Origin of the sequence: Agrobacterium bohemicum, assembly GCF_001562555.1 — a bacterium.
Classification (GTDB): domain Bacteria; phylum Pseudomonadota; class Alphaproteobacteria; order Rhizobiales; family Rhizobiaceae; genus Agrobacterium; species Agrobacterium bohemicum.
Genome location: NZ_KQ961033.1, coordinates 22,676 through 34,721, shown reverse-complemented (window position 1 = coordinate 34,721; position 12,046 = coordinate 22,676). Strand labels below are relative to the sequence as shown.

Here is a 12,046-nt window from a genome sequence, read left to right as displayed (position 1 = left end):
CCGCACTCACGCCGGCACCTGCTCTTGCAACATCACTTCGCAGCGTTTCTCGTCAGCGCCGAACAAATGCACATGTGTCTTTGTAAATCCCAGCCGAACCTTGCCGTCATCGTCGGCATTGAGGGTGTCACCGGCCCTCTGGCGCATGATGAGGTTGATGGAGGTGTCGTCGATCAGTTGAAGAATGACGTAGCGGTCAGCCCCTTGCGTTTCGGTCCGAACAATACGTGCTTCAATGCCTTCCGCAGATGGGAAGATATCTTCGGCACGGATGCCGAGAGTGGCCGGACCTGCCGCAACGCTGTGCGCTCCAAGCCCAAGCTTTCGTCCAAACATCACGATCTCGCCAGATGCTCCGATTTCCACCGGCAACAGATTGATCGACGGTGTTCCGATGAAGCGGGCAACCGTCAGTGTCGCGGGCTGTTGATAAAGCTCATCCGGCGTGCCCAGTTGCTCGATGCGGCCTTCCGACATCAGGGCGATCCGGTCGGACATGGTCATCGCCTCGATCTGGTCATGCGTGACGTAAACGAAGGTCGCGCCAAGGCGGTCGTGCAGGCTGGTCAGTTCTCCACGCATATGCGCGCGCAGCTTGGCATCGAGGTTCGATAGCGGCTCATCCATCAGAAATGCAGCCGGCGAACGCACCAGTGCACGCGCAAGGGCCACGCGCTGGCGCTGGCCACCGGACAGTTGTGCCGGGCGACGGTCGAGCAGATGGCCGATCTGAAGCACCTCGACTGCATCCTTTACCGCAGCGTCGATGTCACGCAACGTTTCGGCGTTTGCGGCCATGCGTCCCACCAGCGGCAACCTTGCCCAGAAGGAGAGGCGACGCATTCTCAGTGGAGTCGCGATATTGTCGTAGACACTCATATGAGGATAAAGCGCGTAGGACTGAAAAACCATGGCGAGGTTTCGATCCGCCGGATCGACATCCGTAACATCACGGCTGCCGATTGAAACAGTGCCGCGATCCGCAGCTTCGAGACCAGCGATGATCCGGAGCAAGGTGGACTTGCCGCAACCCGACATGCCGACCAGCGACAAAAATTCGCCGGGACGAATGGACAGATCGATGCCCTTGAGCACGTCATCGGCTCCGAAACCCTTACCAATTCCAGAGAGTGTAAGTGACTGAGGCTGCATTTTGCGCTCCTTTTCAAAGGCGCGTATGAAGCGGTCAGATGACGGCCTTGCGACAGTTTTGAGAAGATTCCGTAACGAAAACAGGTCTTGATGACCTGTGGTTGCAGGTCATACCTCCTTGCGTTGCTAAATAGGAAAAAAGCAACGTCCGGCGGTGAAGTTCCGTTCGTGCAATCTTTTGAAACGGCCAAGACGCCGGTGGCTTACCGATTCCGCAAAACCGTGCAGGCAACCTTTGCAGTTCTGATCTGCTCACACAGAAGGTTGGCTTCGGCGCGTGTTTCCCGCCCTATCCTTGCCGCGTAGCGCGGGCGGTTTCCGAAGTTGCCGCCGCGCTGCCGAACGATCAAGGCGCGCTCCTCGTTGATGGGAGACGGCAGCCGGCTGATCGCTCTCGTAAACAATGTTTCCACGACCGCTGGACGGTAATGCGCCGCAAGCTGGACACCCCAGGGAGCCCAGTCTGCGGAGCCGCTGAAAACCGGTTCCTGCATGCGCCGCGTTTCGGCAAGTGCCAGACACGCATCCTGAAACGGCAGGGTATCGTCAAGTTCGGGTGCAGCGATCCCCGGTGGGGCGTCACGCCATGTTTCGATGGTATGCCCTGTGATGGCAAACACATAGTCACGCGTTTCTGTCGGCAGGCGCCCATTTGTGAGGAAACGGGCAAGCCCGTTCTCACCGGCATTGTAAGCTGCTGCAGCAAAACCGAAGTTTCCGAAGCGCCCTTCCAGTTCCTTCAAATAGGATGCGGATGCCTCCAGAGCGTCGATTACGTCGAAGCTGTTGACCAAACCGCGGCTTTTGGCGGTTGCGGGCATGAACTGGGCTATGCCTTCCGCGCCCTTGAAGCTCAAGGCCTCTGCACGAAAGAGGCTTTCGCGCCAGATCAGACGCGCGAAGAAGGCAGGCGGGACATTATTTTCTTCGGCAAAACGCGCCATTGTCCGGCACAGATCGGTATTGAACGAACTCTTGCGGATGCAGATGTTGTGCGCGCCCCGGCTTCGCTCATAAAGGCACGCTGCCTCGTCATCCTCTGCACCCACTGCTGCCTGCGTCGCAAAAATCGGTAGGCTGAGCAGAGCCCCCAGCGCGATCAATCCTGCGGTGGTCAGGTTGTTGAAGTTCATGCTGAAATTTACTCGCCTGCTTTTTCGAGATTGTCGCTATTGCGGAGGTCTGTTTCTACCAGGGGATTGCGCTGCCGTCATAGGCAATGAAACCGCCTGATGCGTCGGGGCGGAGCGTATTCAGCGTGCTGAGAATGGAGGCCGCCGCTTCGTCTGGCGAAACAGTGCGGTGACCACCGGCGTAAGGCTTCGACAAATTCGTTCTGACGGTCCCCGGATGGATCGCCGTCAGCACCATATCGGGATGCGTTCTTGCATATTCAATCGCGGTGGTGCGGACGATCTGGTTGAGGGCCGCTTTCGAAGCGCGATAGGAAATCCACCCGCCCAGCCTGTTATCCCCGATGGAGCCGACACGCGCCGACAGAAACGCGACGATGCTTCGCTCCTTGCGATCCAGTAAAGGCAGAAAATGTTTGGCGATCAGTGCGGGACCGACGGCATTGATGCTGAATTCCCGCAGCATGATGTCCGGGTCCACCTGCTTCAGAGATTTTTCCGGGGGATGTCCGTCCACGTCGAGCACCCCCGTTGCGCAGATCACAAGCTGGATAGATTTGCCCTGGAGCTGTTGTGCGGCTTTCTCGATGCTGGTTTCATCCAGAAGATCGATCTGCCCTTCGCTGCGCGACAGCGGAAAGACTTTGCCGACATGGGGCTCCCGTTGCAAATGCTGGCACAGCGCGGAGCCGATGCCGCCGCTTGCACCAATGACGACCGCGCCAAAACCGGGAGGCAGGGACGCGAGGAGTGGATCGCTGGATGTTCTCATAAAACAGGAAACGAGTTCGAACGATCTATGTTCACCATTGCAACCTCTCTTTCGAATAAAGATTATCTCATGTCCATCGCCTCTATCGAGGGAACTTCGAAGGTGTCTTCCGGTTTGTAACAGGCGTCAGTCGGCGCTGCGTCACGGGGTTTATTCTGCATATGACACCTAAAATTGCCATCATCGGCTCTGGCCCAACGGGAATATACACGTTGAAGGGCTTGGTCGGAAAATCCGAACCACTTTCCATCACTGTTTTTGAAAGTGAATCGGATCCGGGCAAAGGGACACCTTATCATCCGGCGCTCAACGACCGTGCCATGCTTTCCAATATCGCAAGTATCGAGTTGCCGCCCGTCTGCGAGACCCTGATGCAATGGCTTTTGCGCCAGACGGATGAGGAACTGCAACGTTTTGGCGTAGAGCGTGCCAGCATAGACGAGCGTGAGTTTTATCCACGCGTTGTTCTGGGCGAGTTCCTGTACGCGCAGTTTTTGCAGCTTCTGAATATCGGCAGATCCAACGGCCACACGATTGAGGTGAAGGCATCGCACCGCGTAGCCGACATCGAGCTAAGACCGACAGACATTCGCCTGAGCGTGAAAGCACCGGATGGCGAAAGTCTGGAGTTTGCTTTCGATCACGTGGTCATGGCAACCGGTCACGATTTTCCTGAGACGACCGAGATCAAGCCTGGCTATTACGTATCCCCTTGGCCAGCGCCGGTGCTGAAATCGATCAAGCCTTGCAAGGTCGGCATTTTAGGCACGTCCTTGAGCGGTATCGACGCTTTGATCACAGTTGCCACCGCGCATGGCTCATTCCTCCTCGATGAGCAGGGTGATCTGCAATATCACGCTCTTCCTGACACGGAAGGTCTGCATGTAACGATGATGTCGCGAAAGGGCGTCTTGCCGGAGGCGGATTTCTATGGCGAAATTCCCTACAGACCGCTCCAGTTTTGCACGGAAACAGCCATCCAGAATCTGATCGCCACACGCCGTCATGATCTGCTGAATGCGGTATTTGAACTGTTCAAGGCCGAGCTGGTGTTTTGCGATCCTGAGTACGCCTCACATATCGGCCTTTCGCAGCTGACCGTGGAGACCATCGCCAAGGCGTATTTCCATGATCGCGAAACCACACCGCCTTTCGCATGGGCGGCGCGCAATCTGGCTGAAGCTGAAGCCAACAAGGTGCGTAAATATACGGTGGAATGGCGCTATGCCATTTTGCGCATGCATGAAGTCATCGCCTTAGCTATCCCGCATCTGAACGAAAAAGACCTCGAACGCTTTCATACATATTTCAAGACGGTCTTCGTTGACGATTACGCCACCGTTCCGCACGCGTCGATCCGCCGCCTGCTGGCGCTTCATCGCGCCGGTAAACTCGACATTCTGGCGCTGGGCAATGAGAGCGATATCGACAACAAGGCCGTCGAACGGGGCGCTGTCGTTCACAGCAACGGCAATAGCCTTCAGTTCTATGCCTTCATCGATGCCACCGGCCAGCACACGCTGTCGGCGCGTGATATCCCATTCCCGACTCTGAAAAAACAGGGTGTCGTTCTCAAGGCGACGACCACGACAGCGTCTTCAATGGTGAGTGTTGACGATCAGTTCGTGCGGACCGGTGGTATCGATCTGGACGATAAGTTCAGGCCGATCTTCCATGACAATCTGACCAACCAGCTCTATTGCGGTTCGATTGCATTCCTGCTGCACAAACTTCCGTTCGTCCAGGGCATCACCAGCGCTCGCGATATCGGATACACGGTCTCGCAGGCCATATTGGAAACCATCGCAACTCCGGCACTCGAAGTCGCCTGATCAGGTGTCGATCAGGTGAACGCTGTCACCGATGGCAACGACACCAGCGGTTTCGATAGACCCGTATATGCCGAAATTGCGTCGGTTCTGGCGAAGAATGGTACGGAGAATTTCAGGGTTCTCTGTGATTTCCGGCTGGGCGATCAGCGTTAATCCGCATCTTTTTGTTTCCTCGGATGCCAAAGCAGCAATATGGGCCCCGATTTGTAGACGCTGGCCAATCCACGCCTTCTCACGAAACTCAGCGTCACCATGTGTTCTCAGCACGATCGTCGGGCGAAAGCGTTTGCTGTGAACTTTCTCCGTCCCTATGAGGTTGGAGAGATGGTCAAGAGAGCTGGTCGTGATCAGATGCAACGGACTTGGCTCATACCTGTTGACGGCAACGCGATGGTCTTCGCGCATTGGTGCCTTTCCCTTTTCGTAGGGCCAAACGGCAGCGGCGAAGCCGAAATGCTGCGATAGCTTCAATCCTGTTTCCGGGTCTGTTACCGCAAGCCAGCTTCCATCCGGGAAGCCAATTTCGGGAACAGTTTCAGCCAGACGCGATTGCAGGAACAGCGCGGGCCGCCAGCGCTCTTCTTTTTCGGGAGAAGCGGCGTTGCCGGATTGGGCATCAACGACACACCAGTTCCTGTCGCTCGGAATTCCGTCCGCTTCGATCTCTACCGAGGTCAATTGCTCCCCACTGAGCGAACTGACCGGATAGCGCCAGATTTCCTCGACCGTCCCCAATAATGTCAATGCAATTCCGATCTTTTCATTTCTATGTCGGACAGAAAACTGTGTTGTGGAGAGCTGGTTCCATCGTCGAAATCGACGTTCGCCATGTGCTTTACACTCACACCGCGCTGGCCAAGGCCACAGCATCCGCGACGCTGTCCCATTTCTCCTCGCTCAGCGTGGATGTGGCAATTCGGATATGGTCTCCGGGCAGAAGTGTGAACTTTCGTCCGGGGTTGATGGCAATGTTGCGGGCCGCCAGCGTGACCGTGGCAAAGGGCTCGGAAGCCACCGGCAGCCAGATGCAAAGGCCGCTGCCGGGACGTATATCGATCCCCCGCGACGTCAGGGCATCCGTCAGACCATCGCGGCGATGCTGATAGGCGGCGCGGGCTTGTGCAACGATCTCCCAGCTTTGCGGATTGCGCAAAAGCCAGGCTGTTGCTCCCTGTAGCACGCGGCTCGTCCATCCGGCGCTGAAAGCGCGGTACGACTGAATCTGCTCCACGATCGATGCTGAGCTGGACAGCACCGCAAGGCGCAGATCCGGCCCCAGCGTCTTCGAGTAGGACAGAATGTGAATGGTTCGGTCGGGAAAACGATTGCCCAAGGACTGGGCGGGGGCTGTAGAAATGTCGCCCAATCCGTCATCTTCGATGATCAGCGTTTCACTCCCTTGCAAAATGTCTCCCAGTTCCGCCATCCGGTCTGCACTGACGGTCTGTCCTGTCACGGAGTGCAGGCGCGGCTGAAAAACGAACACGGTCGGGCGCTCCCGAAGTGCTGCATGCAGGGATGCTGGCGTCGGGCCTTGTTCATCGCACATCACGGGAATAATCTTGACCCCGAAATCCTCCAGAATGTCGAGAAGCCGCATCGCTGTCGGATTTTCGATGGCAACGGCCGAGCCCGGGGAAACGAGGGCGCGGATGGCGGTGTAGACGGCATTATAGCCGCCATTCGTCACCAGAAAGGCCTCCGGCTGATAGGGCCAACGCTCGTTGACGGCTGATTGCAATTCGGGAATGATGCGGCTGCGTTCGTAATCGTTGAGTTTATCCACCGTCGCGGCATGGGCGAGAGCTTCGGCCAATGGCGGCAAAAATGCTGTATCGGGAACGGCAAGGGTCAGGTCCAGCGCATTGGGGGCATAGTTCCCGGCGCTGGCAAAGCGTTCCGGCTTGGCAATGAAGCGGTCGCCACTGACCCAGGTGCCGTTTCGTCCGCGCCCCGTTATGACCTTGTGGCGGCGCAAATCCGCCCATGCTTCGGAAAGCGTTGCGGGACTTATGCCCAGCTCATAAGCCAGATCGCGGATGGACGGCAGCCGTGTGCCCACGGGCAGAACACCAGCGCGGATGAGGGCGCTCGTCTCAAGTGCAATACCGCGAATGGTTCTGTCGGCTATTTTTTCGGCAAGCCGTGATGCCGTGAAGGTGTTGCTCAAAATTTTTGCCTTTAAATGTTCAATAACGTAATAACATTTGATGTTTGTAATTTGAACATTTAACTTTTGCTTACCGAGATTTTTTTGTGAGCATTCAGCATGACCGTGACGCTTCGCCTTGCACTCCGTGACTGGGACTATATGACCCCGCTGGTCCTTGGAGATGTGTCCTCGCCCCGCCTCGATATCAAAGTTGACCGTGTGGGAACGCTCGTCTCCAATGTCGCGACCGAGACTGCCTATGATGCTGCCGAAACATCGTTCAGCCGTTATGCGCAAATGCGTCACGACGGGGATGAAAGCGTGGTCGGCGTTCCCAATTTCATCATGCGCGGTTTCCGTCATCGCTGCATCATCACCAGCAAGGCTAGTTCCATCAGGCAATTGTCGGATCTCGCTGGCAAGAAGATCGGCGTTACCGGCTGGCGGGATTCCGGCAATACCTGGACCCGTGCAGCCGTTCGTCGCGAAGGCGTCGGCGTCGAGGACGCGATGTGGTATGCTGGACGTCTGACGAAAGATCACCCCATCACCGATCGTCTCGATGGCTTTGGCCGCTCCGGTCGTATCGAAGCTGTGCCCGGTGAGCGCCCGATGGTCGATCTGCTGGAGGATGGCGGGCTGGACGCCGTGTTCACACCCTTCATGCCCAAAGGCTTCTTCGATAAGGACTCGACCCTGCGGCAGGTGCTTGACGATTACCGCTCTGCCGAAGTCGATTATTTCAATGATGTCGGATATGTGCCGGGCATGCATTTGATTGGTTTCAAGGCCGAAATCGTGCACGAGCATCCGTGGATCATGGATGAATTGAGCGAGCTACTGGATGCGTCCCAGCGCATGTGGCTGGAAAAGCGCGAGAAATATGCCGACACGACGCCGTGGATGATCGATGAGTTGCGCCGTTGTGCTGCCGATCTTTCTCCGTCGTGGAGCGTTAATGGCTTCGAAGCCAACGAAAAAATGATCGCCGATTTCGCTCTGGAACTTCACGAGCAGAAAATCCTGCCACGCCTGCTTTCGCCTGCGGACCTTTTTCCAATGCATGCCGCTGGCCGCTGATACGAGAATTCAAACACGACGATCTTCCGAGTTAAACAAAAAAAGGGGAATGCCATGTACTCGAAATTGACCACATCCGTCGCTCTTCTGGGTTTGCTTCTTGCTACGCCAGTGCTGGCGCAGAATGCAGCCATTCCACAACAGACACTCAATAAGGAGCTGAATGCCCGCCTGCCGGAGAAAATCCGCACCGACGGCAAGATGATTTCCGTCAATAACGGTTCTTTTCCTCCCTATGAAATCGTCACGGGAACTGAACTGACCGGTGCAAGTGCCGACCTCACAGACGCTCTGGGTCAATTGCTCGGCGTGAAGATCGAACATGCCACGGTCGGCGGTCTTCCAGCACTTTTGTCTGGCGTCAATTCCGGTCGATACCAGTTCGCATTCGGCCCCGTGGGCGATTTCAAGACCCGTCAGGAAGCCAATGACTTCGTGGATTGGGTCCAGGAATTCGTCGTCTTCGCCGTACAGAAGGGCAATCCAAAGGGCATCGTCTCGCTGGACACGGCCTGCGGCACCCGCATTGCGGTCATGGCTGGCGGCTCGGCCGAAAAAGTCATTAAGGCGCAGGTCGAAAAATGCACGGCCGATGGCAAGAAACCTGTCGAGGTTAAGTCCTACACCGACCAGCCAAGCTCCATTCTGGCGGTTCGCTCCAAGCGCGCCGACGCTTTCTTCTCGTCGCAGGCACCGCTGACCTATTTTGTCTCGCAGGCCAATGGCCAACTGGAACTCACCGGCGTGGGTGAGAAAAATGGCTTCGATGACCTGTTTCAAGGTGCCGTCGTGCCCAAGGGCTCGCCATTGGGCGAAATTTTGCGGGATGGCGTCAAGGTCCTCATCGATAACGGCACCTATGGCACCATCATGAAAAAATGGGGTCTCGCAAACAACGAGATCAAAACACCGGGCATCAATCTGGTGGGAGTTGAAAAGAAATGAGTGCGGCTCAGGCTCACGCCGCATCGCCTCCCGGCGGTGCGGACCCGCGCGATGTGGCAAATGCCCATCGCCCTTTTCAAACGGGTCGGGTCACGCTCTGGCTCATCACCATCCTGATTGCCACCAACTTCGCATGGATCGTCGCCAACAACGAAAACTTCGGCTGGCCTGTTGTCGCGCAGTATTTTTTTGACCCTACCGTTATGCAGGGTCTCTCCGTCAGCCTCGGGCTGACGGTCGTGGCTATGTTGATCGGCGTCGTTCTGGGCCTTTTGCTGGCAGTCGCGCGCATGTCTCAGGACGTTCTGGCAAGCTCGCTGTCCGGGCTATTCGTCTGGTTCTTCCGTGGAACGCCTCTGCTTGTCCAGCTTATCTTCTGGTATAATCTTTCCACATTGTTTCCAGAAATCTCCATCTCCATTCCCTTCGGTCCAACGTTGATCAGCTGGGAAACCAACTCGGTCATCACGCCGATGACGGCTGCCATCGTCGGGCTGGCACTCAACGAAGCGGCCTATATGGCCGAGATCATCCGCGGCGGCCTTCTCTCCGTCGATAGAGGTCAGGCAGAAACGGCGGAAGCCTTCGGCATGACCAAGGCGCGCGCTTTGTGGCGCATCATCATTCCGCAGGCCATGCGCTCCATCGTCCCGCCAACCGGCAACCAGTTGATCAGCATGATCAAGGCGACCTCGCTGGTCAGCGTCATCGCCATGGCTGATCTGCTCTACTCGGTCCAGTCGATCTACAACCGCACCTTTGAAATCGTCCCGATGCTGATGGTCGCGGTCATCTGGTATCTGCTGATCACCTCCGTTCTTAATATTGGCCAGGGTTATATCGAGCGTTATTATGGCAGAGGCGACCGTCGCACGGCCACTGCCCAAGCACCCGCCGTTCAGCAGGAGGCGACGCCATGACCGCTGCAAATCATGAAAAACAGCCACTCGTGCGCGCCCGTAATGTCCACAAGGCCTTCGATCAGCTTGAAGTCCTCAAAGGCATCGATCTCGAGGTGTTTCCGGGAGAAGTCGTGGTCGTTCTCGGCCCTTCGGGCTCCGGTAAATCCACCTTCCTGCGCTGCATCAACCATCTGGAATCGATCAATCGCGGTTCTATCGAAGTGGGTGGGGAGCAGATCGGATATCGCTTCCGCAACAACAAGCTGGAGAAGCTGTCCGGCAATGCCATCGCCGCGCAACGTCGCAACATCGGCATGGTGTTCCAGCAGTTCAACCTCTATCCGCATATGACGGCGTTGCAGAACATCATCGAAGCGCCGGTCGGCGTGCACGGTGAAAGCAAGGCACAGGCCATGGCCTATGCACGGGAGCTGTTGCAAAAAGTCGGACTGTCCGACAAAGCGGACAACTATCCACGCCAGCTTTCCGGCGGCCAACAACAGCGGGTGGCGATTGCCCGCGCGCTTGCCATCAAGCCTAAGCTGATGCTGTTCGATGAGCCGACATCCGCGCTCGACCCTGAACTGGTCGGCGAAGTTCTGTCCACCATGCGTGACCTTGCACGCCAGGGCCTGACCATGATCGTCGTCACCCACGAAATCGGCTTTGCCAAGGAAGCGGCGGATCGCGTCGTCTTCATGGATGGCGGCCACATCGTGGAGATGGGGACGCCCGAAGAGGTGATCGGCAATCCCCAGCACCCACGTACGCAGGCTTTTCTGGCGCGCTTTCTCTGAACGACGTCAGCGCTGCCCCGGACGAGTTGGCCGGGTCAGCGTCTTCACATGCTTTTCCGAACTGGAGTTCCCATGACCGTGCTCGACAATGCCTATACCCGTGTGTCTGATTTCGCAGATATGGAATCCGAACTCATAGAGACGCGGCAATATCTTCACGCCAACCCGGAACTCTCCTTCGAGGAAGCCGAGACGGCGCGCTACGTCGCAGAAAAGCTGGAAGGCTGGGGTTATGAGGTCACGCGCAACGTTGGCGGTCATGGTGTCGTGGCACGGCTGACGGTCGGCGAAAGCAAGAAAAGCATCGGCATCCGCGCCGACATGGATGCACTTCCCATTCTAGAGGAAACCGGAGCGCCCTATGCCAGCAAGGTGCCGGGCAAGATGCACGCTTGCGGCCATGATGGCCACACCACCGTGTTGCTGGGCGCGGCGCAACATCTGGCCAGAACACGCCGTTTCAACGGCACGGTCACGCTGATTTTCCAGCCAGCGGAGGAGGGTGGCAAGCCGAGCGGCGCGCAGAAGATGATCGATGACGGCCTGTTCGAGCGCTTCCCCATCGACGCCATTTTCGGTCTGCACAATCACCCCGGTGCCGCTGAAGGCAAGCTTCTTTTGCGGTCCGGCCCGATGATGGCGTCTTCGGATACGGCAAAGATCACCATCAAGGGCAAGGGCGGCCATGCTTCGCGGCCTCATCTCACCATCGATCCCATCGTTGTTGCCTGCAATCTGGTCGTGGCGCTGCAAACCATCGTTGCCCGCAACATCGACCCCACCCAGACGGCGGTCGTCACCGTCGGCACGATCCATGCGGGAGAGGCGGTCAATGTCATACCGGAATACGCCAAGCTTGCGCTCAGCATCCGTTCTTTCGATCCTGCTATCCGCGAACTACTGCATGAGCGGATTACCAAGCTGACGCACGCCGTGGTCGATGGTTTCAGCGCATCCGTAGAGATCGATTACGAGCGCGGCTATCCCGTGGTCGTCAACTCGGAAGAGGAAACCGCGTTTGCCCGCATGGTTGCGGAAGAACTCGTCGGCGCCGACAATGTCTCGATCTGCCAGCTCATTCCCGGTAGCGAAGACTTCGCCTGTTTCCTGGAACACAAGCCCGGAAGTTTCCTGCGGCTTGGAAATGGCATGAATTCCGCAATCCTGCACAGCCCGAGATATGATTTTGCCGATGCAAGCCTCACCGTCGGCGCTGCCATGTGGGCGAGACTTGCGGAACGTTATCTGGCATAAGAGCCCCGATTTACATCGGGAGCTGTG

At 57.1% G+C, this 12,046-nt stretch carries 11 protein-coding genes; 6 read left to right on the top strand and 5 right to left on the bottom strand.

Annotation, left to right across the window (positions count from 1 at the left end):
• Positions 1-6: 6 nt before the first annotated feature.
• From ATO67_RS17155 to ATO67_RS17145, 3 genes are all read right to left on the bottom strand, one after another.
• A complete protein-coding gene (locus ATO67_RS17155) occupies positions 7-1,152 on the bottom strand; it encodes an ABC transporter ATP-binding protein (RefSeq protein ID WP_067652113.1) in 1,146 nt (381 codons plus the stop codon).
• A 203-nt stretch (positions 1,153-1,355) separates the two neighbouring features.
• Positions 1,356-2,285, bottom strand: coding sequence for a transglycosylase SLT domain-containing protein (locus tag ATO67_RS17150; protein WP_067652110.1), 930 nt, complete (start codon positions 2,283-2,285; stop codon positions 1,356-1,358).
• 55 nt (positions 2,286-2,340) lie between these two features.
• The gene (locus ATO67_RS17145; RefSeq protein WP_067652107.1) at positions 2,341-3,057 is read right to left on the bottom strand and encodes an SDR family NAD(P)-dependent oxidoreductase; all 717 of its coding nucleotides are present in this window, start codon (positions 3,055-3,057) and stop codon (positions 2,341-2,343) included.
• Positions 3,058-3,218: 161 nt separating this feature from the next.
• On the opposite strand from ATO67_RS17145, the gene ATO67_RS17140 reads away from it, so the two are divergent.
• Positions 3,219-4,889: an FAD/NAD(P)-binding protein gene (locus ATO67_RS17140; protein ID WP_067652105.1), complete on the top strand. Its 1,671-nt coding sequence runs from the start codon at positions 3,219-3,221 to the stop codon at positions 4,887-4,889.
• Here the strand turns inward: ATO67_RS17140 and ATO67_RS17135 are convergent, their stop codons facing one another.
• Together ATO67_RS17135 and ATO67_RS17130 are read right to left on the bottom strand one after the other, a co-directional pair.
• The gene (locus ATO67_RS17135; RefSeq protein WP_245304016.1) at positions 4,890-5,633 is read right to left on the bottom strand and encodes an MOSC domain-containing protein; all 744 of its coding nucleotides are present in this window, start codon (positions 5,631-5,633) and stop codon (positions 4,890-4,892) included.
• 97 nt (positions 5,634-5,730) lie between these two features.
• Positions 5,731-7,059, bottom strand: coding sequence for an aminotransferase-like domain-containing protein (locus ATO67_RS17130; protein WP_067652102.1), 1,329 nt, complete (start codon positions 7,057-7,059; stop codon positions 5,731-5,733).
• A 99-nt stretch (positions 7,060-7,158) separates the two neighbouring features.
• On the opposite strand from ATO67_RS17130, the gene ATO67_RS17125 reads away from it, so the two are divergent.
• The 5 genes from ATO67_RS17125 (at position 7,159) to ATO67_RS17105 (ending at position 12,019) form a co-directional block, all read left to right on the top strand.
• A complete protein-coding gene (locus tag ATO67_RS17125; RefSeq protein ID WP_067652099.1) occupies positions 7,159-8,121 on the top strand; it encodes a substrate-binding domain-containing protein in 963 nt (320 codons plus the stop codon).
• Between the two features lie 54 nt (positions 8,122-8,175).
• Positions 8,176-9,066: an ABC transporter substrate-binding protein gene (locus tag ATO67_RS17120; RefSeq protein WP_067652096.1), complete on the top strand. Its 891-nt coding sequence runs from the start codon at positions 8,176-8,178 to the stop codon at positions 9,064-9,066.
• Positions 9,063-9,986, top strand: coding sequence for an amino acid ABC transporter permease (locus tag ATO67_RS17115; RefSeq protein WP_067652093.1), 924 nt, complete (start codon positions 9,063-9,065; stop codon positions 9,984-9,986). Before ATO67_RS17120 ends, ATO67_RS17115 begins: the two co-directional genes overlap by 4 nt.
• Positions 9,983-10,765: an amino acid ABC transporter ATP-binding protein gene (locus tag ATO67_RS17110; protein ID WP_067652090.1), complete on the top strand. Its 783-nt coding sequence runs from the start codon at positions 9,983-9,985 to the stop codon at positions 10,763-10,765. The genes ATO67_RS17115 and ATO67_RS17110 overlap by 4 nt, the downstream gene beginning before the upstream one ends.
• A gap of 72 nt (positions 10,766-10,837) precedes the next feature.
• Positions 10,838-12,019, top strand: a complete 1,182-nt coding sequence (locus ATO67_RS17105) for a M20 aminoacylase family protein (RefSeq protein ID WP_067652087.1) — start codon at positions 10,838-10,840, stop codon at positions 12,017-12,019.
• Positions 12,020-12,046: the final 27 nt, after the last annotated feature.